Here is a 20,247-nt window from a genome sequence, read left to right on the forward strand (position 1 = left end):
CGCCCCCTCCACCACGTCCGAGGAGGACATGTGCAGCAGGACAAGCAGCCGGAGTACCGGCCCGTGGTGTTCCGCGACCGGGCGGCCGGGTTCGCCTTTCTGACCCGGTCCACGGCGGGCAGCGACCAGACCATCGAGTGGGACGACGGCAACACCTATCCGGTGGTCGACGTCGAGATCTCGTCCGAGAGCCACCCGTTCTACACGGGCAAGGCACGGACCGTGGACACGGAGGGACGGATCGCCAGGTTCGAACGCCGCTACGGCGAGGACGACGCCTGATCCGCGGTGACGTGACCGATTCGCTGCGCGTGCCGGTCCGCGTCCGCGCACGAGCGGGCGCGGAGAGCCGGTCGTGCGACCGCCCCCGGGCCGGATGCGGCGCGGGGGCGGTGGTCGACGGCCGGCGCGGCCGTGCGGTCGGGCCGGTGCCGTGGGTACCGGTCCGGGGAGGATCAGGCCTCGACGACGCCGGACTTGGCGACTCGGACCTCGGCCTTGGTGCGGCCGGAGGGAGAGCCCAGGGCCTCGACCTTCTTGACGACGTCCTGGCCCTCGACGACCTCGCCGAAGACGACGTGCTTGCCGTCCAGCCAGTCGGTGACGATGGTGGTGATGAAGAACTGCGAGCCGTTGGTGTTCTTGCCCGCGTTCGCCATCGAGAGCAGGAACGGGCGGTCGTGCTTGAGGTCGAAGTTCTCGTCGGCGAACTTCTCGCCGTAGATGCTCTTGCCGCCGGTGCCGTTCTCGTTGGTGAAGTCGCCACCCTGGAGCATGAACTGCGGAATGACGCGGTGGAACGGGGAGCCGGCGTAGCCGAAGCCGTTCTGGCCGGTGGCCAGCTCACGGAAGTTGCGGGCGGTCTTCGGGACCACGTCGTCGAAGAGCTCGAAGACGATGCGGCCGGCCGGCTCGCCGTTGATGGTGATGTCGAAGAAAACGTTGTTGCTCATGGGGACATCCTGTCATTCCCCAGCCACTGCGCGCGCACGGGCCTGCCCCTCTCGGGTGTCGGCGCCGGACGAGGACAGGCGGGAGCCGCCCACACGAACGTGCCCCGCACCGCCTTCGAGGGCGATACGGGGCACGGGAGCGTCCGGCGGATCCGCGATCTAGGTGGGTTTCGCGGTTCCGCGGTGTTCGTGGGGCACCGGGCGTACGTGGAGTACCTGGCGTACCTGGTTCAGAGGAGACCGCCGGCCGCGGGCGCCTCGGGGGCCTGAGGAGCCTGAGGAGCCTGGAGGCCGTCGCCGGCACCCTCGACGGTGTCGCCCAGAAGGGCACCGACGCCCTGGTCCTCCTGGAGCAGACCGGTGACACCGCCGGCCGCGCCGCCGGGCTCCGCGGCGGAGGCGTTCGGGGGCGGGGTGACGAGGGCGGTGACGACGCCTGCGGCGAGGGAGGCGATGGCGAGCATGCTGCGCTTCTTCATGACCTGGTCAACTGCCGGGGGCCGTCGAGGTTACGGGTGTCGACTGCACCGATTCCGGACGCCCTCGTCCGCCGGTCCGGCGGGGCGCATACTGCATGACAGGAGTAAATTTCGCCATTTCGACGGAACCATCCCTTCGTGGCGAATGTCTTCCCCAGTGACACCACTGTCCCCATCGCACGAGGAACCCGGGGGACGCCATGCTTCACCGTCAGAGCCTCGCGACCGCTGCCGCGGGCATCCTCCTCACCGCCGGGATCGGCGCCACGATCCCCGCAGGTGCCACGGCCACCCCGACCCGCACCACGGCCCCGCCGGCCATGGCCCAGGTCGTGAACGTCCGCTGGGGCGGCCACCCCACCTTCGACCGGCTGGTCATCGACGTCCGGGGCACGATGCCTCCCGTGAGCGTCACTCCGGTGAAGGTGCTGCGCTACGACGGCTCGGGCCAGAAGGTGCCGCTCGCCGGGAAGTACTTCCTGGAGATCAAGCTCTCGCCCGCCGCCGCCCACAACGATTCCGGCCAGTCCGTCTACAAGGGACCCCGGCTGGTCAAGATCCATCTTCCCGCCCTCAAGGGTGTCGCCCTGACCGGTGACTTCGAGGGCGTGGTCACCGTCGGAGCCGCCTTCCACGTCAAACCCTTCTACAAGACCTTCGTCCTGCACTCCCCCGAGCGCTTCGTGCTCGATGTCGCCCACCCGGCCCCCCTGTGCCGCGGCTGAGCCGCGACCCCCACGGGGCGGTGGCCGGTTCTCGACCGGCCACCGCCCTCGTCGGATCGGAGGCGGGGGTCAGGAACCGTCCGCCGTCTCCAGGTAGACGGTCTCGCCCGTCCGGCGGGCCCGGTCGATCGCGGCGAGCCGCCGGAAGTTCCGCGGGGTCATCTCCCGCTCCCACTCGGCGAGCGAGCGGACCTGGTAGTCGCTGTGCTCCTCCGGGTCGAGGACGACGGCGGCGATCTGCTCGTCGGTCAGCTCGCCGCCGTCGAAGATGAAGCCGATGTGATTGGCAGGCCAGTCCTCGCCGCGGTCGGAGGTGAAGTGGGTGCCGAGGAGCCGCGGTTCGCCGGCGAACACCAGGCCCGTCTCCTCGCGGCACTCCCTCAGAGCCGTCTCCCACGGGGTCTCTCCCGGGTCCATGTTCCCGCCGGGCCACTGCCAGTGCTCGGACGCCTGGGTGGCGAGGAGTTGGAACGGGCGCCCGCGCGTGTCCGTGAAGTAGAGGCAGGCGTACGCGGTCGCTCTCGGCAGCGTCGCGATGTACTCGGCGGGCGGCAGCCAGGCGTGGGTCATGGGCGGCTCTCTCTCGTCGAGGGCGAAACGATCACCACCCATCCAAGCGGTCGGACCGGCCCTGACGGGCCCCGCACACGGGCGTCACCGGATCGGGTGATCGCTGCGGTTCAGGACGTCGACACCAGGCCCTCCTCGTACGCGAGGATGACGAGCTGCACCCGGTCGCGGGCGTCCAGCTTGGCGAGCAGCCGGGTCACGTAGGTCTTCGCCGTGGCGACCGTGATGTGCAGCTCGGCGGCGATCTCGGTGTTCGACAGACCGCGGCCTACCAGGGTGAGGACCTCCCGCTCGCGCTCGGTGACGCGACCGGTGAGCCGGTCGGCCCGCCCGGCCGGCCGGCCGCGGGACGGGGCCGAGGATCCGCCCGGCGCGCCGGCGCCGGCCGGACGCTCGGCGAATTCCTTGATCAGGCGGCCGGTGACGCTCGGGGCGATCAGGCCGTCGCCGGAGGCGACCACGCGGACCGCAGCGAGGATGTCGTCGAGGCCCATGTCCTTCACGAGGAAGCCGGACGCCCCGGCACGCAGCGCCCCGTAGACGTGATCGTCGTCGTCGAAGGTCGTGAGGACGAGGACCCGGGTGGGTCCGCCGCCGGAGGTCAGCCGGCGGGTGGCCTCGATGCCGTCCACACCGGGCATGCGGAGGTCCATGACGACGACGTCGGCACCGGTCTCCTCGGCGAGTCTGACCGCCTCGGCGCCGTCGCCCGCCTCACCGACGACCTCCAGGTCGGGAGCGTCCGCCATCACCATCTGCAGGGCGGTACGCACGAGCGGCTGGTCGTCGGCGAGCACCACACGGACGGGAGCGACAGCGCCGGCCTCGGCCGCCGCACTGCCGGAGGCCGTTTCGGTCGTGGCGCTGCCGGGGGCCGTTTCGGGCGCGGCGCTGCCGGGGGCCGTTTCGGGCGCGGCGGGCGTTCCGATCGGGTCGGTCGCGGCGGGCGTTCCGATCGGGTCGGTCGCGGCGGGCGTTTCGATCGTGGCGGTCGTTTCGGCATCGGTCATGAGAGATTCGCTCCGGACGGTACGGGCAGGCGGGCGTGGACGCGGAAACCGCCGCCGGGGCGAGGTCCCGCGGTGAACTCTCCGTGCAGCAGCGCGACGCGCTCGCGCATGCCCGCGAGGCCGAAGCTCGACCCCGGAGAGAGCCGGTCGGGCCGGGGACCACGGCCGGCGTCCTCCACGGTGAGGGTGAGGACTCCGGCCCCGTGGAAGACGGTGACCTGGCAGGACGGGGCCTCCGCGTGCCGGACGACGTTGGTGACCGCCTCCTGGACGATCCGGAAGGCGGAGAGCTCTATCTCCGGCGGCAGCGGCCGCGGTTCGCCCACCGTGCGCACGTCGACGCGGACCCCGGCGGCGGTGGTGGCCCCGGCGAGCCGTCCGAGGTCGGCGAGGCCCGGCATCTCGGGCAGGTGCGCGGCCCGTCCGTCGGCGGCGGAGTCGGCGCGGCGCAGCGCGCCGAGCATCCGGCGCAGTCCGGCGAGGGTCTCGCGGCTGGCCTTCTCGACCTCGGCCAGGGCGTCCCGCGCGCGGTCGGGCTGGGTGTCGATGACCCGTCGGGCGGCGCCGGCCTGGAGGGCGACGATGCCGATGCTGTGGGCGACCATGTCGTGCATCTCGCGGGCGATCCGCAGCCGTTCGGCGACCACCGCCTGTTCCGCCCCGCGGGTCCTGGCCTGTTCGGCGTGGGCGCGGGCCTGGTGGGTGGAGCGGCCGAGGAGCCAGGCGATGACGGCGGTGAGGGCGACGGCGAGTTCGGCGGTGGTGCCGACGGACCAGCCGAACGCCAGCCGGGTGGTGAGGTAGCCGGCGAGCGTGCCGAGGGAGAGGAGCAGGGCGACGGTGCCGGCGGGCCGTGGGCGGGCCGCGGTGACGGCGTAGAGGGCCACGTCGACGGCGAGGAACTGGGCGAGCGGGATCTCGCCCACGCCGAGCGGGAAGGACGCGGTCGTGGCGGCCAGGAGCAGCAGGCCGAGCGCGGTCAGCGGGCGCTTGACGAGCAGGGCGCAGCCGCCCAGTGCGAGCAGGGTGGCCAGGGTGAGGGCGGTGATGCCGTCCCAGCGGGAGATGAGCACACCGGCCGGGACGTCGGCGGACTGCTGTCCAGGCAACCGGACGCGCAGGAGCAGCGTGAAGACGAGGCCCGCGGCCCAGGCGAGGGCCGCCCAGCCGCCCGGGGGCAGTTTTCCGAGCGGCGACGGAGGCATGGTGGCGGGCATGCGGGTGATCGTAAACGGGCGGACCGGGCGAGCACATTGGCCCTGGGGAGTACACCCTGGGGTGACAACGGGTGGGTGGGATTGTCGTCCCTGGTCAGATGTGGGCCGCGGGGTCGGAGCGGCACGGTTGAGCCATGATCGAAGTCAGGGAGCTCACGAAGCGCTACGGCGCGACCACCGCAGTCAACTCGCTCAGTTTCACGGTCCGCCCGGGCCGCGTGACGGGCTTTCTCGGGCCCAACGGCGCGGGCAAGAGCACGACGCTGCGCATGATCCTGGGCCTGCATGCCCCGACCAGCGGTTCGGTGACGGTCGGCGGTTGCCCGTTCCGCGACCGGCCGCGCGGTCTGCGGCACGTCGGCGCGCTGCTCGACGCGGGGGACGTGCACGGCGGCCGGACGGCCCGGGCGCATCTCCGCGTGCTCGCCCGCGGCAACCGGATACCGCTCGCGCGGGTCGACGCGGTCCTGGAGGAGGTGGGTCTCTCGGACGCGGCCCGGCGCCGCATCGGCGGCTATTCGCTGGGCATGCGGCAGCGGCTGGGAATCGCGGCGGCGCTGCTCGGCGATCCGCCGGTGCTGCTCTTCGACGAGCCGCTCAACGGGCTGGACCCGGAGGGCGTGAAGTGGGTGCGGGGCCTGTTCCGGCGGCTCGCGGCCGAGGGCCGCACGGTCTTCGTCTCCAGCCACCTGATGAGCGAGATGGAGCACACGGCGGACGAGCTGGTGGTGGTGGGCCGGGGCGAGCTGATCGCGGCGGAGAGCCTGCGGGACTTCGCGGCGCGAGGCGCCCGCCTGAGCGTCACGGTCGGCACGCCGGCTGCCGGTGAGCTCGCCCGGCTGTTGATCGCCGAGGGTGCCGAGGTCGACGAGGAGGAGGCCGGAGGGTTGCTCACGGTGACGGGGCTGACGGCCGGCCGGATCGGCGACCTCGCCCTGGAACACCGGGTGCCGTTGCATCAGCTGACCACCCGGACCGCCTCCTTGGAGGAGGCGTTCATGGAACTGACCGCCGACAGCGTCGAATACCTCGCGGGAGATGCCCGATGACCGCCCTCGCCCTACCTGTGACCGAACCTCGCGCCCGCTTCCTCGACCTGGTGTCGGCGGAGTGGTGGAAGCTGTGGTCGCTGCGTTCGACCGGCTGGTCGCTGCTGGTCGCCGCGCTGTCCGTGATCGGGTTCAACGCCGGCCAGGCCTGGGACCACTACCGGTACTGGAACGCGTACGACGAAGGGAGCCGTGTCGCGTTCGTCCGCGACGGGATGGCGCTGTGGGACGCGTTCAACGGGAACGCGGTGCTGGTGATGATGCTGGCGGCCGCCGGGATCGGGGCCATGGCGATCGCCGGCGAGTACAGCAGCGGCTCGATTCGCACGACGTTCGCCGCCGTGCCGGCCCGTCGGTCGGTGATGACCGCGAAGGTGCTGGTGACGGCGCTGGTGCTCGCCGGCTTCGGCGCGGTGGTCGCGACGGTGTCGTTCTGGGCGACGCAGGCCATCCTTTCCGTACACGGCGCCGGGCTGCCGATCACCCATCCCGGGGCGTTGCGGATCGTGGTCGCGTCGGCGCTGCTGGCGCCGGTGAGCGGGCTGGTGGGCATGGCCTTCGGGACGGTGCTGCGCAGTGGCCCGGCGGCGATCGTGGCGAGCGTGGTGGTGCTTCTGCTGCTGCCGGCCGTGACCAGCGAGAAGCGGTACTGGTCGGCGGTGCTGGCCCATGTGCAGTTGCAGCCGGCGTGGGAGCGGCTGATACAGACCGGGGACTGGCCGGCTCCGTTCCCGTGGACGACCGGCGGGGCGTGGCTGGTGTACGGGGCGTGGGCGCTGGGCGCCGCGCTGGTCACGGTGCTCGCGGTGCGGCGCCGGGACCAGTGACGGTCAGCGGGTGTCAGGGGCCGGGGGTTCGCGGTGCAGTCGGCGTTCGACGAGCCGTTCGTGCACGAGGCGTCCGACGAGGGCGCCTCCGTACACGACGAAGCCGACGCCGACGAGCCAGGACTGCAGGACGAGGACCGTGCCGAACTGGCCGTAGGTGACGGCGTTGGAGGCGATGAGGGGCGAGAAGACCAGTTGGGAGAAGACGCGCAGGCCGAGCAGGCCGAGGGCGGTCAGGACGGCTCCGGGGACGAGGGCGCGCCAGCGGATGCGGCCGCAGAGCAGGAAGCGCTGCGACCACCAGAAGAAGAGGAAGGTGCCGGTGATGTCGCCGAGGGCGACGAGGGTGGTGACGGCGGCCGAGGCGTGTTCGGGGACCGGGCCGGCGACGAAGAGGAGGAGCGCCGCGACGAGGACGGCGAGCCAGACGACATGGCGCCACATGGTGTGCCAGCGAGCGGTGGGCAGGTCCCAGACGCGTTCGTAACCGGTCTGGACGGCCGATCCGAAGGTCACGCCGAACGCGGCGAGGGCCGCGAGGCCGAAGGCGGTGGTGCGCTGGAGGGCCTGTCCCGGCTGGCCGAAGAGCCGTTCGACCTCCTCCTGGGAGACCTCGGAGACGCCGAGGCCCTGGATGAGCCAACGGGCGAAGCCCTGTCCGCTGGCGAGATCGGCGGCGGCGACCACGATGAGGAGGGGGACGAGGGTGAGGAGGCTGAGCGCGGCGAACCCCATGGCGCGGTGCATGAGTTCCACCTCGCGGCCGCGGTTCCAGATGAGACCGACCGGTGACGCGACGACGCGTACGTGGAGTCGGTGGAACCAGTGGCCGTGCTCGGCGGGGGCACCGTCACGCGGCGCACCGGAAGTGGGGGGCATGCCTCGTCGAGTACCCCGTCGGCCGGCGGAACCCGTCCGGGATGCGGCCGAACGGGTGCAGCGGGCCGCGGAGGTTCAGTGCTGGACCGGGCGGGCGGCGGGGCCGGGCCGGACGGTGACGTCGAAGGGGGTGAGCGTCTTGTGTTCCTCGCCGGTGCAGACGACCTCGACGCGTACGGGCGCGTCGCAGTCGGAGTGGCGGATGTCGAGCGGGGTGCCGGCCGGGTCGCCGGCGTGGGTGTCGCCCCACTGCTTGAGGGCGAGCAGGACGGGCCACAGGTCGCGGCCTTTGGAGGTGAGGCGGTACTGGGAGCGGGTGCGGGCGCCGGGTTCGCGGTAGGGCTCGACGCGCAGGATGTCGGCGGCGACGAGTTTGCGGAGCCGGTCGGCGAGGACCGCTTCGGAGAGGCCGAGGTGGCGGCGGAAGTCGTCGTAGCGGCGCACTCCGTTGAAGGCGTCCCGAAGGATCAGCAGGGACCACTTCTCGCCCACCAGGTCCAGCGCGCGGCGGACCGGGCAGTTCTCGGTGTCGATCTCCAGCCACTCCATCGTCACACTCTAACGAGCTGACTGTGACGTTGACAGTCAGCCGACCGAACATCTAGCTTCGATCTTCGAAGTCAGAAGGCGGGCGCGCGCCCCGGCGGAGGGAAGAGTGATGGAGCGGACACGAACGGTGCGCTGGCAGGACGCGGCGGCCACCGCTGCCGCCGCGGGCACGATGGCGGGTCTGGACTTCCTCCGCGAGATCGCCGAGGGCCGCCTCCCTGGCGCGCCGCTCGGGGCGCTGCTCGGCTTCGCCCTGGAGGAGGTCGAGCACGGCCGGGCGGTCTTCTCCTTCGAGCCGGGCGAGGAGCACTACAACCCGATCGGAAGCGTGCACGGAGGGGTCTACGCGACGCTGCTCGACTCGGCGGCGGGCTGCGCGGTGCACTCCACGCTGCCGCAGGGCATGGCGTACACCTCGCTCGACCTGTCGACCCGCTTCCTGCGGCCGATCACGCGGGAGACCGGGAAGGTGCGCGCGATCGGCACGGTGCTGAGCCAGGGCCGCCGAACGGCCCTGGCGGAGGCGGGGCTTTACGACGATCAGGACCGGCTGCTCGGGCACGCGACCAGCACGTGCATGCTGTTCCCCATGCCCTGAGCCACACCCGGCAGGGACCGGGTCAGGAGCAGATGAACGGGTGTCCGGTGCGGGTGCAGTGGTCGGGAGCGAGGTCGTCGGCGGGATACGGGGCGCCGGTGGCCTGGAGCGCGGCACTGACCAGAGTGGCGAGCAGGTCGATGTCCGAGCCCGCGTCCAGACGGACCGTCACCCAGCCGGATCCGGCGCGCAGTCGCAGCGCGCTCGATCCGAGGAGGGCCGGCCGCAGCCGGGCGATCATGGCGCGGGTGAGATGGACATCGGCTTCGTGCTCGCCGTGGAAGTGCACGATCTCCTGCGTCGCGGTGCGCAGTCCGAGCTCGGCGCCGCACGGCGCGCGGTCGGCGATCAGCGAGGGCCAGCTCATCAGGCGTTCACTGGCGTGCCTGGCTGTGTTCATACGAGGAGCGTGCCGCGCCGGACGGGGTGGCACAAGCGTCCTGCGGAAACAATCCGGCCAAGGCGTGAAACCCGTCGACTCGCGTCACGCCGTGGGACGTTCGCGGCGTCGCGCGGCGAGCACCGCGACGTCGTCCTCGGCCGTGTGCGCGTCGAGTCGCCGCAGCACCTCGTCTACCACTTCCTCCGGTCCGGAGCCCGGCGGCAGCCGCAGCGCGGCGAGCCGGTCGAGCGAGACGTCGATGTCCTCGCCGCGCCGTTCGACCAGGCCGTCGGTGAAGAGGAGCAGGGTGTCGGCCGGGGCGAGGGTGCGGACGGCCGGTTCGTAGCCGCCGAGTCCGGTGCCGAGCGGCGGGCCGACGGGCAGCTCGACGAGTTCGGCCGAGCCGTCGGCGGCGAAGACGACCGGCGGGAGGTGCCCGGCGCTGGCGAAGGTCGCGGTCGAGCGCGCCGGGTCGACCTGGATCAGCAGGCAGGTGGCCGGCCGCCGCCCCTCGTCCTCGGCCACGACGGCGTCCAGCTGGCGCAGGACCCGGTGCGGAGGCAGGTCGGTCGCGGCGACCTCGCGCAGCGCGCTCCGGTAGGCGTTCATGTCCACGGCGGCGTCCAGGCCGTGGCCCATGACGTCGCCGACGACCAGGAGGCTGCGGCCGAAGTGGAGCCGTACCGTCTCGAACCAGTCGCCGCCGACCAGGGTGCGCGGACCGGAGGGGAGATAGCGGCCTGCGATCTCCAGGTTGGGGTGCGGGCGGCCCGGCTCCGCGACCAGGGCGCGCTGCAGGTGCAGCGCGGTGGCCTCGGTGGCGGCCAGCCGGCGCGCGTGCCCGAGGTGGATGGCGGCGAGCCGTGCCGCGTGGGCGACCACGGCCGTGTCGTGTGCGGAGAAGTCACCGGCGGCCCGGGCCGCGCGGACCCGGCCCAGCTCCTCGCCCTGCGACGTGCGCAGCGGCAGCGCCAGGACGGCACCGGTGCGCTCCTCGTGGTCCGAGGGCCCGTCGAGGAGGTCGTCGAGCAGGGCGTCCTTCCCGGCGGTGACAGCGACGGAGGCGCCGTCGTCCGGCTGCTGCGGGTGGAGTTCGACGGCGGCGGCGTCGGCGACCCTGCGCACCAGGAACTCGGCGAGTTCGACGCAGACGGTCCGTTCCTCGGGGCGGGTGCCTATCTCGACGGTGGCGTGCTCCAGTGCGTCGAGCCGGGCGAGGACGGCCTCGTACTCCCCCTCCGGCAAGGACCGCTCCCCCGCTCGTCCGGACACCGCACCTCCACGCCTGTTCACGTCCCTCCATTCCATCAGCGGGCCGTCCGCCCCGCGCGCGGCACCCCCCGGACCAGCGCCGGGTCACCCACGGTGAGGCCCTGGCCCGGCCTGGGCGGGGCGTTGTCAGTGGCGGACACTACGGTGCTCTCATGATCGAGACCGCTGATTTCGTCTTCCCCGAGGCCCTCTCCGCCGTGGCCGGCATCGCCTTCGACTACGACGAGGGCAACGGCATCGACTACGAGCCGTACTCCGCCTTTCCCGGCGCCGAGGACACCACGGACTGGATCCGCGCCTGGACGGGCAACCAGGAGCTCGACGGCGACGCCTTCCGCCCCTTCGGCATGGACGGCACCGGCGGTCAGGTGGCCTTCTGGCGGGTCCGCGCGGGCCGACCGCTCGTCGAGCAGCCCGTGGTGTTCCTCGGTTCCGAGGGCGACATCCGGGTGCTCTCCCAGGATCTGACCGGCTTCCTCTGGCTGCTGGCCGACGGCATCGGCCCGGTCGACGTGATGGGGTACGAGGACCGGGAGCCGCGTCCGAGTGCCGAGCTCTCCGCGATAGCCGCTCGGCACGCGGGCACCTCCTCGCGCCGGCCGGCGACGGAGATCCTCGAGGCGGCCGCGGCGGAGTTCCCCGACTTCGAGGAGGAGATCCTCGCCTGGTGCCGATGAGGGCGCCGTCAACCCGTGCCGGCTGACATACCGACCGGTAGGCTGCCCCTACCAGTGAGTAACCCAGGGCCGGGGGGAACAGCAATGACGACCGGGTACTTCAGCTCCGTCGACGACGTCACCGAGCGCCTCGCCTCGACGGGCTATCTGGCCTCTCCCGCCGTCGCCACCACCGTCTTCCTCGCCGACCGGTTGGGCAAACCGCTGCTCGTCGAGGGACCAGCGGGAGTGGGCAAGACCGAGCTGGCCAAGGCGGTCGCCACGGTCGCGGGAGCACGCTTGGTCAGGCTCCAGTGCTACGAAGGCGTCGACGAGGCCCGCGCCCTGTACGAGTGGAACCACGCCAAGCAGCTGCTGCGGATCACCGCGGGCCGCGACGAGAGCTGGGACGAGACCCGCACGGACATCTTCGGCGAGGAGTTCCTGCTGTCGCGCCCGCTCCTCACCGCCATCCGCTCCGACGAGCCCACCGTGCTGCTCGTCGACGAGACCGACAAGGCCGACGTCGAGGTCGAGGGGCTGCTCCTGGAGGTCCTCTGCGACTTCCAGGTGACCGTGCCCGAACTGGGCACCGTCACCGCCACCCGCCGGCCCTTCGTCGTCCTCACCTCCAACGCCAGCCGGGAGCTTTCCGAGGCGCTGCGCCGCCGGTGCCTCTTCCTGCACATCGACTTCCCCGAGGAAGAGCTGGAGCGCCGGATCGTCCGCGGCAAGGTGCCGGGCATCGACGAGGCACTCACCGCCTCGGTCGTGCGGGTCGTCGGTGCCCTGCGCGCGATGGACCTGCGAAAGGCGCCTTCGGTGGCCGAGACCGTCGACTGGGCGCGCACCCTCCTCGCGCTGGGCGCGGACACGCTCTCCGAGGACGTCGTACGGGACAGCCTGGGCGTGATCCTCAAGCACCAGGAGGACATCCGGAAGGCGGCCGCGAAGCTCGACCTGGACGCGATGTGAACGCCGCTCACTCAGCGGACACCACGGCCGCCACGGACAGCCCGACCGGCCCCGGCGACCGGGTGACCGGCCTGGTCCGGGCGCTGCGGGCACACGGCCTCGGCATCGGCACGGGCGAGACGGTCGACGCGGGACTCGCCCTCGCGGCGGTGGGCTTCGACGACCGGGAACGGATGCGGGAGGCGCTCGCCGCGACACTGCTCCACGGTGCGGCACAGCGCCGGCTGTTCGACCGCGTCTTCGACCTGTACTTCCCGGCCGTCGAGGGACGGGCCGAGGACGAGGAGCCGGGAGCCCCAGGCGACGACGGTGCCGCGGCCGATCCGGCCGCCGAACTGGCCCGGCTGCGCGACCGGCTGGCCGCCGCACTCGCGGCGGGCGACGACGCGGCGCTGAACGCGCTGGCCGGAGAGGCCGTCGGCACGCTCGGCGGGTACGGCGCGACGCCGGGCTCGGACGGCTGGTCCTCGTACCAGACCCTCTCCCGGCTCCGCCCCGAGACGCTGCTGACCCGGATCCGGGCGATGCGCGCGGACCGGGGCGGCGACACCGGATCCGGCGAGGACGTGCCGGAGTTCGCCGACCGGCTGACCGACGACGAGATCCGACGGCGCATCGAGGACTTCCGGGAACGGGTCCGGACGGAGGCCCGCCGCCGTGTGGCGCTGCGGCAGGGCCGGGACCGGGTGGCCCGACGGGCGGTGGCGGTCACGCCGGACCGGGTCGACTTCCTGCTTGCCGGCCGGGACCAGCTGGACGAGCTCAGGCGTACGGTGCGGCCCCTCGCCCGGAAGCTCGCCACCCGGCTCGCCGCGCGACGGCGGCGGGCGGCGCGCGGCCGGATCGATCTGCGGCGCACGCTGCGGCGGTCGCTGTCGACCGGCGGCGTGCCGGTGCGGCCGGTGCTGCGGCGACGGCGCCCGGGACGGCCGGAGCTGGTGCTGCTGTGCGACGTGTCGGGTTCGGTGGCGGGTTTCGCGCACTTCACGATGCTGCTGGTGCAGGCGTTGCACGACCAGTTCAGCCGGGTGCGGGTGTTCGCGTTCGTCAACCGGGTCGACGAGGTGACGGACCTGGTGGCGAGGGGCCGCGCGGACCCGGCCGGCCTGGGCGAGCGGATCCTCGCCGAGGCGACGCTGACCGGCTGGCACGGCCAGAGCGACTACGGGACGGCGCTCGGCGAGTTCGCCGAGCGCTACCTCGACGTCCTGGGCCCCCGCACCGTGGTCTTCGTGCTCGGCGACGCCCGCACCAACCGCAGCGACCCGAACCTCGCGGCCCTGAAGCTCGTCGCGGACCGGGCCCGCCGGGTGTACTGGCTCAACCCGGAGCAGCCCGCCCTCTGGTCCACCGGCGACTCCGTCGCACACGCCTACGCCGAGCTGGTCGACATGCGCCCCTGCCGCAACGCGGGGCAGCTCGCCGAACTCATAGGACGGCTGCTCCCGGTCTGACAGACAGCGGAGGGCCGGGGCGGAAACGGGCACGGGTCCCATCCCGGCGGGCAGGGGTCCCGTCCCGCCGAGCACAGGTCCCACCCCGGCGAGCGCGGATCCCATCCCGGCGAGCACGGATCGTCCTAGCGAGCGGGCCCGTCCCGGCGAGCGCGGGTGCCATCCGGGCGAGCACGGATCCCGTCCCGGCGAGCACGGATCAGTCCTAGCGAGCGGGCCCGTCCGGCGGACGAGGGTGCCATCCGGGCGAGCGCGGGGCCCGTCCCGGCCGGTGCGGCCCCGCCGGGCCTGAGCAGGGCGGATCGATGCGTACGCGGTAGCGTGGCCCGCATGGAACTCATCGGTGAGATCACGGCCGGCCGTCCCCTGCTCGTCCTCGCGGTCAAGGAGGAGGCACAGCACCTCGACACCGACCTCCCGGTGCTGCTGACCGGCATGGGCAAGGTCAACGCGGCGACGGCGCTCGCCACGGTCCTGGCGCGCGGCACGCGTCCCTCCGAGGTCGTCAACCTCGGTACGGCGGGCGCGCTGCGCACCGGCTTCACCGGTACCCATGTCGTCGGCACGGTCATCCAGCACGACCTCGACGGCGAACTGCTCGCCACCCTCACCGGCGAGACCTACGGGGAACCGATCGCCCTGCCCGCAGGCGGTGACGTGGTGCTGGCGACCGGTGACGCCTTCATCTCCGACGAGGCTGCGCGTGAGCGACTCGCGCTGCGGGCCGCGCTGGTGGACATGGAGGGCTACGCGCTCGCGACGGCCGCCGGATGCGCCGGGGTGCCGCTGCGGGTGGTGAAGCACGTGAGCGACGAGGCGGGCGAGGGCGCGGCCCGCAGCTGGCGCGAGTCGGTCGCCGAGTGCGCGAGGGCCCTGGCCGACTGGGCCGAGGCCAACACCCCGTACCGCGCCTGAGGCGCCACCCGTCGGGCACGGAGACACGGGTCCCCGGGACGGCGGCCGTCCGGCCGTTCCTGACGGGGCACACGAGGCGGCCCGGGCGATCCGCCCGGGCCGCCTCGGCCGTACCGCCGCTCAGCCCAGCGGCAGTTCCAGCACCGCCGGGCTGCCCTCGGGCGCGGAGACCGTGGTCTGCGTCCAGACCGCCGGCACCTCTTCCGAGACGTCGCCGTACAGCGGGTCCTTGCTGTCGATCACCAACATCAGCCGGTGTCCTTCGGGGATGTCGTACGCGGCGGCCTGCAGCTTCCAGCGGACCTCGCGGTCCTGTCCGGGCGTCAGGTCCTCGACGTTCAGCGGCTCGTGGGTGATGATCCGGGCCGTCCCGTCCTCGGCGAGGTCGAAGAGGTGCGCGATCAGGGTCGCCGCGCCGACCGTGGACCGGACGGTCAGCCGCAGCTCGGGAACGCCGCGCACCCGGCGGCCGGCGGTGCTCCCGGCCGGTGCGGTCAGCGGTTCCGTCGTCCACACCAGGGCGTGCGTGCGGTCGATCTTCCGGGTGTCGTAGATCTTCGGGTTGCCCGACCACTCCGCCCTGCCGGTCTCCATGATCTTGTCCATCGCGGTGGCCTCCGTGTCCACGCCCGCGATGAACGCCCGCTCCCAGACGCTCTCCCCGTCGTCGCCGCGCGGGGCGTCGGCCGGGACGAGTCCGCCGTCGGCGCCGCCCGCGCCACCGCCCGTCAGGGCCAGCAGCTCGGTGCCGGTGGTGACCTCGGTCCAGTCGGCGTGGGGTTCGCGCCGGGCCTGTTCGACGATCTCGTTCTCACCGGTCGGCTGCCCGGTCCCGGGGTCGAGTACCGGCACGGTCGTGTACGTGAACATGACCTGGTTGCTGACGGCGGGCCACTCCTCCACGCCGTTGCGCTCGCCCCTGAGGTGGTGGTCGAGCCACTGGTACGCCTCGCGCATCGGGATGCCGACGGCGCCCGGCGCGACGAGGTCGCGCCCCTCGGGCACGGCGTGGTCGCCGATCCACATGTTGAGCCGCTTGGGGACGGTCAGGGCGTTGAAGGTCTCCAGGACCTGGTTGACCGCGAACAGGCCCTCGTGCCAGGTGTTGGAGAAGAAGGTCGGCGTGCCCTTCTCGTTGGTTTCGGCGAGGTACGACTGGGGCGCGCGCCGGGTGGCCCACTTGACCACCTCCGCCATGTCGCGGCCCGCCAGGAACTTCTCCAGGATCGCGCGGGTGGGCTCGTCGAACTTGTCCTCGACCTTGCCGCCGGTGACCCTCAGCAGGGTCCTGACGGCCTCGACGTGGCGCACGCCGTTGTCGTACAGACTGGTGGCCAGGTTGCCCCAGGTGCTGAGGGCCACGACCGCCTGCACCCGGTCGTCGTGGGCGGCGACCAGCTGGCTGATGCCGGAGCCGTAGGACTCGCCGAGGAAGCCGATCGTGCTGGGGCCGAAGTTCTCGACCGCGTAGTCGACGACGGCCGAGCCGTCCGCCCAGTCTCGCGGCCCGGCGACGTCGATGTGGCCGGGCGAGGTGGAGGGCAGGCCGTTGATGCCGAGGCCGCGGGGCGTGTAGGCGACGACGTGGTAGCCCTTGGCGGCCAGGGTCAGGTAGGCGTACATGAACAGCGCCCAGCCCAGGGGCTGCCAGCCGGCCGGCATGACGACCAGCGGGTGGGGGCCGGGCGCGAGCTGTCGGAGGGTGAAGGCGGAGAGCCGGATGCCGTCCTCGGTCTCGATGCGCGGGAAGCCGGGCAGGGCGAGTCCGCGCACCCGGCCGACGAGTTCGGCGAGTTCGTCGGGCAGCAGGTCCGTCCTGGTCTCGTCCTCCAGGGCGGCGGCCAGGGTCTGGCCGAGCCTGGCGGCGTCGGGGTCGAGGGTGCCGTCGGCGGCCCAGGGGCCGCGGGCGGCGACCCGTGCGACGTCGGCCTCGGTCACGGCTTCGCTGATGAACGAGCTGAAGGTGTTGTCCTCGGGCACGTGCACCCGTTCCTCTCGTCTGGTCCGGCGGATCCGTGCGCCGGTCACCGGTCACCGGGACCCGGCGTGTCCGCAATGCGGACGGCGGCGCACGGTCAGCAAGCCTGGCCCATTGCGGACAGAGCCACCAGAGAGCACAGGAAGGGCGCGCGAGACATCCAACCGGGGCAGGGACGACACCGGCTGCCCGGTTTCACACGTTTGAAGCGGACCCGGCCCGTTACCGTACGGCTCCGGGAACGGCGGGCTCGGGCGCCGCGGCCGGTTCCCGAGGTCGTACGACGAGCAGCGCGGCCACGTCGTCGTCGAGCCCCGCGGCGCCGTAGACGGTGAGGTCGCGGTGCAGCATGGTCAGGACCCGGTCGCCGGGCTCCCGGGTCCAGGCGGCCAGGCGTTCCTGGAGCGGATAGAACTCGCCGGCCCGGTCGCGGGTCTCGCTCACGCCGTCGGTGAAGAGCAGCAGCCGGTCGCCCGGACCGAACGGCACCTCCTCGACGTGGTGCCGGGAGGCGTACAGGCCGGCCAGGTTGACCGGCAGGGACGGGTCGGCGAAGGTGACCGGCCGCACCAGGTCTCCGTGCTGGAGCAGCGGGGCCGGATGTCCGCAGCTGAGGAGGCGCACGACGTCCTCGTCGTCGGGCAGTTCGAGCAGCAGGACGGTGGCGAAGCGTTCGGCGGCGTCGGAGTCGGGGTCCCAGGCCCCGTACTGCTGCAGTCCCTCTTCGAGCCGGTCGGCGAGGCCGGCGAGGTCGCGCGCCTCGGTCACGGAGGCCCGGTAGGAACCGAGCAGCACGGAGGCGGTCTCGACCGCGCCGAGGCCTTTGCCCTGGACGTCGCCCAGCATGACGCGGACGGCGCCGGGGACGCGTACCGCCTCGTAGAAGTCGCCGCCGATCCGGGCCTTGGCGGCGGCGGAGACGTACAGCAGGTGCAGCTCCACCCGGCCGAGCCGGGGGGCCAGCGGGCGCAGCAGCACTCGCTGGACGACCTCGGCGACGGCGGTCACCTCGCTCAGGTCGCGCTCGTAACGGGTGCGGACCCGGCTCACCCAGACGGCGGCGGCGATGACGGCGCCGAGGACCAGTTCGGCACCGATGATGTCCGTCGCGCTGTCGCCCTGCGCGAAGCCGAGGACCAGCCTCAGCACCATGGCGACCACACCGATGACGAGGGTCCCGCGCACGCCCCAGGTGATGGCGGCGAGTGCGGGTCCGATGACGAGGAGACGGTCGAAGTGCTGGCCCTGGGAGGTGATGAGGTCGGCGAGGACCACGAGGGCGAGGGCCAGCAGGGGCAGTGCGAGACCGAGGTTGAACTGGGTGCGCGTTCCCGTCGTGGCGGGAAGTCGGTGACCACCAGAGGGCATTTCAGGATCGTACGGTCGGGGCCGGGGCGGACCCGGGCGTTACGGCCTCACGGGCGTGTCCGGCCTCCCGGCCCGGGATCTCCTGACCCGGGGCACGCCGCTCCGGCCGGGGTCGCCTCGGTCCAGGCCGCCTCGGTCCAGGCCGCCTCGGTCCGACCCGTTCCGGTCGGAGTCCTCCCGCCCCCGTCCTGCCGGTCTCCGTCTTCCCGGTCTCCGCCTCCCCCAACCGAGCACTCCCGGCCCCCGCCCTCCCGGTCCGCGCCCTTTCGGCCCGCGTCCTTTCGGCCCGCGTCCTTCCGGTCCGCATCCTTCCGGTCCGCATCCTTCCGGTCCGCGTCCTTCCGGGCCTCGCCGTTCCGGTCCGCGCCGGGCAGGGCCAGGGCGGCCGGGACCGCGAGCGCCGCGGCGGCGGCGAGGGCGGGCAGGGCGGCACCGGTGGCGAGGAGCAGGCTGGCGAGGGCCACGCCGAGGACGGGGCCCGTGTTCATCGCGGTCTGCTGGAGGCCGCCGGCGACACCCGCGTGCTCCTCGGGGGCGCGGTGTACCACGACGGAGGTCGCCGTGACCATCACGGTCCCGAATCCGGCGCCGATCAGAGCGGCCGCGGAGCCCGTCGCGAACCCGGAGCCGGTGACCTCCGGCCGGGCGAGCAGCAGCACGCCTGCGGCCAGCAGCACTGCTCCGCCGGTGGCGGTGGCCCGCGCCCCGACCCGTTTGGCGAGGAGGGCGCTGAGGGGTGCGCCGACGATCATCAGGAGCGCGAGCGGCACCATCCGCAGCGCGGTCGGCAGCGGGCCGAGCCCGAGGGTGTCCTGGAAGAGGTACGTGGCCGTGAACACCGTGCCGGAGAGGGCCGCGGAGACGGCGAGCAAGGCGCCGAGACCTGCGGCGACCGGCCCGGGCCGCAGCATCTCCGGTGGCAGCAGGGGCTGCGGCGCGCGCCGCTCGTGCCGTACGAAGGCGGTGGCGGCGACCGCGGCGACGGCGAGGGCGGGCACGGTTCCGGCGGCCGGCCCGTGAGCGAGTCCCTGGACGAGGGCGGCGAGCGCGAGGGCGAGCAGAGCGGCACCGGGCAGGTCGAGCGCGCGGAACGCGGAGCGTGCGGACGGGACGCGCCCGGCTCCCTCGCGCGCCGGACGTGCGCCTCCGCGCACCTCCACCGCTCGCCCTCGCGCCATCCGCCCCTCCGCCCGCGTCGCCGTCGTCCGGGCCGCCGTCGGGCCCGGCTCGGGCACGGCGAGGCAGAGCAGGGCGACGGCCAGGGTCGGCACGACGCCGATGAGGAACACCGCGCGCCAGCCGTACGCGTCGACCAGCGCGCCGCCGGCCAGCGGGCCCGCCGCGGCGGCGAGCCCGATGGCGCTCGTGCGCACGGCGACGGGCATGCCGAGCCGCTCCGGCGGATAGGCGCCGCGCAGCATCCCCAGGGTGGCGGGCTGGAGCAGCGCGCCGGTCACGCCCTGGACCACGCGCAGGGCGACGACCCAGCCGATGTCGGGCGCGACGGCGATCCCGGCGGACGCGAGCGCGAATCCGAGGCAGCCGAGGGCGAAGATCCGCCGGTGGCCGTAGCGGTCGCCGAGCCGTCCGGCGAAGACCAGCAGGCTCGCGACCGCCACCAGGTATCCCGTGCTGGTCCACTGCACCTGGCCGGTGTCCGCGCCGAGGTCCCGCTGGAGCACGGGCTGGGCGATGCTCAGCACCGTGCCGTCGAGGGCGACGACGGAGGCGCCGACGACGCTGCACGTGAGGGCCAGCCTGCGGCGGAGGCGGCTGGTCACCGGCGGTCCTCCGCGGTTCCGATGTGGGCGTCGAGTGCGGTGGCGAGGAGCGGCGTCACGTCGTCCACGCCGGTCGCGAGCCGGAGGCTGCCCCAGCGGCGCAGCTGGGCGATGCCGTGGAGGTTGGCCCAGAGGACGCCGGCGGCGACGGCGGGCTCGGCGGTGCCGGGACGGGCCCGGGCGACCAGCTCGGCGAGGTGGCCGAAGAGCGGGAGGCTCGTGTCGCGCAGACCGAGCCGGCCGCTCTCCAGGAGGTCGTGACGGAACATCAGCTCGTACATCCCCCCACGGCTCTGCGCGAAGTCGAGGTAGACCCGGGCCAGGGCCTCGATCCGGGCGCGGGGCGCGTCCTCGCTGACCTTGGCCACCCGCGCCCCGAGCTCGTGGAAGCCCTCGTGGGCGATGGCGGAGAGCAGGTCGAGGTGGGTCGGGAAGTACCGGCGGGGCGCGCCGTGGGACACGCCGGCGCGGCGGGCGATCTCGCGGAGCGAGAGGGCCTGGACACCTTCGGCGTCGACGAGCTCGACGCCGGTGCGGACGAGCCGGTCCCGCAGGCCTTCCTCAGGTGGACGGCCGGTCTCTTCGGAGCGGAGCGCGGGTGTGTCCTGGG

At 73.3% G+C, this 20,247-nt stretch carries 22 protein-coding genes; 9 read left to right on the forward strand and 13 right to left on the reverse strand.

All coding sequences use genetic code 11. The features are described from left to right. Positions 1–30: 30 nt before the first annotated feature. Entirely contained in the window at positions 31–282 is a 252-nt protein-coding gene (locus ACFY8W_RS00955; protein ID WP_391098524.1) for a type B 50S ribosomal protein L31, read from the forward strand. A 173-nt stretch (positions 283–455) separates the two neighbouring features. Here ACFY8W_RS00955 and ACFY8W_RS00960 read toward each other — a convergent pair whose 3' ends face one another. Both ACFY8W_RS00960 and ACFY8W_RS00965 read right to left on the reverse strand, forming a co-directional pair. After that, positions 456–953 carry a peptidylprolyl isomerase gene (locus tag ACFY8W_RS00960; RefSeq protein WP_391098526.1) on the reverse strand — a complete coding sequence of 166 codons (498 nt, stop codon included), beginning with the start codon at positions 951–953 and terminating at the stop codon, positions 456–458. 230 nt (positions 954–1,183) lie between these two features. Next, complete coding sequence (locus tag ACFY8W_RS00965; protein WP_391098528.1) at positions 1,184–1,432, reverse strand: hypothetical protein; 249 nt, start codon at positions 1,430–1,432, stop codon at positions 1,184–1,186. Between the two features lie 200 nt (positions 1,433–1,632). On the opposite strand from ACFY8W_RS00965, the gene ACFY8W_RS00970 reads away from it, so the two are divergent. Further along, complete coding sequence (locus ACFY8W_RS00970; RefSeq protein ID WP_391098530.1) at positions 1,633–2,157, forward strand: hypothetical protein; 525 nt, start codon at positions 1,633–1,635, stop codon at positions 2,155–2,157. 69 nt (positions 2,158–2,226) lie between these two features. Here the strand turns inward: ACFY8W_RS00970 and ACFY8W_RS00975 are convergent, their stop codons facing one another. From ACFY8W_RS00975 to ACFY8W_RS00985, 3 genes are all read right to left on the reverse strand, one after another. After that, positions 2,227–2,727, reverse strand: a complete 501-nt coding sequence (locus tag ACFY8W_RS00975; protein ID WP_391098533.1) for an NUDIX domain-containing protein — start codon at positions 2,725–2,727, stop codon at positions 2,227–2,229. A 110-nt stretch (positions 2,728–2,837) separates the two neighbouring features. Beyond that, on the reverse strand, positions 2,838–3,482 hold the full coding sequence (locus ACFY8W_RS00980; protein ID WP_391101636.1) for a response regulator: 645 nt from the start codon (positions 3,480–3,482) through the stop codon (positions 2,838–2,840). 251 nt (positions 3,483–3,733) lie between these two features. Continuing rightward, positions 3,734–4,954 carry a histidine kinase gene (locus ACFY8W_RS00985; RefSeq protein WP_391098535.1) on the reverse strand — a complete coding sequence of 407 codons (1,221 nt, stop codon included), beginning with the start codon at positions 4,952–4,954 and terminating at the stop codon, positions 3,734–3,736. Between the two features lie 134 nt (positions 4,955–5,088). On the opposite strand from ACFY8W_RS00985, the gene ACFY8W_RS00990 reads away from it, so the two are divergent. Further along, positions 5,089–6,003 carry an ATP-binding cassette domain-containing protein gene (locus tag ACFY8W_RS00990; RefSeq protein ID WP_391098538.1) on the forward strand — a complete coding sequence of 305 codons (915 nt, stop codon included), beginning with the start codon at positions 5,089–5,091 and terminating at the stop codon, positions 6,001–6,003. Continuing rightward, positions 6,000–6,830 carry an ABC transporter permease subunit gene (locus ACFY8W_RS00995; RefSeq protein ID WP_391098541.1) on the forward strand — a complete coding sequence of 277 codons (831 nt, stop codon included), beginning with the start codon at positions 6,000–6,002 and terminating at the stop codon, positions 6,828–6,830. Before ACFY8W_RS00990 ends, ACFY8W_RS00995 begins: the two co-directional genes overlap by 4 nt. 3 nt (positions 6,831–6,833) lie before the next feature. On the opposite strand, the gene ACFY8W_RS01000 is transcribed toward ACFY8W_RS00995, so the two are convergent. Then, positions 6,834–7,709 carry a YhjD/YihY/BrkB family envelope integrity protein gene (locus ACFY8W_RS01000; RefSeq protein WP_391098543.1) on the reverse strand — a complete coding sequence of 292 codons (876 nt, stop codon included), beginning with the start codon at positions 7,707–7,709 and terminating at the stop codon, positions 6,834–6,836. Between the two features lie 75 nt (positions 7,710–7,784). Continuing rightward, on the reverse strand, positions 7,785–8,258 hold the full coding sequence (locus ACFY8W_RS01005) for a winged helix-turn-helix transcriptional regulator (RefSeq protein ID WP_391098546.1): 474 nt from the start codon (positions 8,256–8,258) through the stop codon (positions 7,785–7,787). 109 nt (positions 8,259–8,367) lie between these two features. Between ACFY8W_RS01005 and ACFY8W_RS01010 the strand changes: the two genes are divergently transcribed. Next, complete coding sequence (locus ACFY8W_RS01010; protein WP_391098549.1) at positions 8,368–8,856, forward strand: hotdog fold thioesterase; 489 nt, start codon at positions 8,368–8,370, stop codon at positions 8,854–8,856. Positions 8,857–8,878: 22 nt separating this feature from the next. Here ACFY8W_RS01010 and ACFY8W_RS01015 read toward each other — a convergent pair whose 3' ends face one another. Then, on the reverse strand, positions 8,879–9,256 hold the full coding sequence (locus ACFY8W_RS01015; protein WP_391098551.1) for a luciferase family protein: 378 nt from the start codon (positions 9,254–9,256) through the stop codon (positions 8,879–8,881). Positions 9,257–9,340: 84 nt separating this feature from the next. Beyond that, positions 9,341–10,483, reverse strand: coding sequence for a SpoIIE family protein phosphatase (locus ACFY8W_RS01020; RefSeq protein ID WP_391098553.1), 1,143 nt, complete (start codon positions 10,481–10,483; stop codon positions 9,341–9,343). Positions 10,484–10,662: 179 nt separating this feature from the next. Between ACFY8W_RS01020 and ACFY8W_RS01025 the strand changes: the two genes are divergently transcribed. The 4 genes from ACFY8W_RS01025 (at position 10,663) to ACFY8W_RS01040 (ending at position 14,510) form a co-directional block, all read left to right on the forward strand. Then, on the forward strand, positions 10,663–11,187 hold the full coding sequence (locus ACFY8W_RS01025) for an SMI1/KNR4 family protein (protein WP_391098555.1): 525 nt from the start codon (positions 10,663–10,665) through the stop codon (positions 11,185–11,187). Positions 11,188–11,271: 84 nt separating this feature from the next. After that, positions 11,272–12,141, forward strand: coding sequence for an AAA family ATPase (locus ACFY8W_RS01030; protein ID WP_391098557.1), 870 nt, complete (start codon positions 11,272–11,274; stop codon positions 12,139–12,141). Next, on the forward strand, positions 12,138–13,595 hold the full coding sequence (locus ACFY8W_RS01035; RefSeq protein WP_391098559.1) for a VWA domain-containing protein: 1,458 nt from the start codon (positions 12,138–12,140) through the stop codon (positions 13,593–13,595). The genes ACFY8W_RS01030 and ACFY8W_RS01035 overlap by 4 nt, the downstream gene beginning before the upstream one ends. A gap of 330 nt (positions 13,596–13,925) precedes the next feature. Further along, positions 13,926–14,510: a nucleosidase gene (locus ACFY8W_RS01040; protein ID WP_391098561.1), complete on the forward strand. Its 585-nt coding sequence runs from the start codon at positions 13,926–13,928 to the stop codon at positions 14,508–14,510. 120 nt (positions 14,511–14,630) lie between these two features. On the opposite strand, the gene ACFY8W_RS01045 is transcribed toward ACFY8W_RS01040, so the two are convergent. The 4 genes from ACFY8W_RS01045 to ACFY8W_RS01060 form a co-directional block, all read right to left on the reverse strand. Beyond that, positions 14,631–16,490 carry a CocE/NonD family hydrolase gene (locus tag ACFY8W_RS01045; RefSeq protein WP_391098563.1) on the reverse strand — a complete coding sequence of 620 codons (1,860 nt, stop codon included), beginning with the start codon at positions 16,488–16,490 and terminating at the stop codon, positions 14,631–14,633. Positions 16,491–16,710: 220 nt separating this feature from the next. Next, a complete protein-coding gene (locus tag ACFY8W_RS01050; protein ID WP_391098565.1) occupies positions 16,711–17,856 on the reverse strand; it encodes a SpoIIE family protein phosphatase in 1,146 nt (381 codons plus the stop codon). Positions 17,857–17,903: 47 nt separating this feature from the next. Further along, entirely contained in the window at positions 17,904–19,637 is a 1,734-nt protein-coding gene (locus ACFY8W_RS01055; RefSeq protein ID WP_391098568.1) for an MFS transporter, read from the reverse strand. Continuing rightward, complete coding sequence (locus tag ACFY8W_RS01060; protein WP_391101639.1) at positions 19,634–20,191, reverse strand: WHG domain-containing protein; 558 nt, start codon at positions 20,189–20,191, stop codon at positions 19,634–19,636. Before ACFY8W_RS01060 ends, ACFY8W_RS01055 begins: the two co-directional genes overlap by 4 nt. Positions 20,192–20,247 lie beyond the last annotated feature (56 nt).

This window comes from Streptomyces sp. NPDC012637, from assembly GCF_042954805.1.
Lineage (GTDB): Bacteria > Actinomycetota > Actinomycetes > Streptomycetales > Streptomycetaceae > Streptomyces.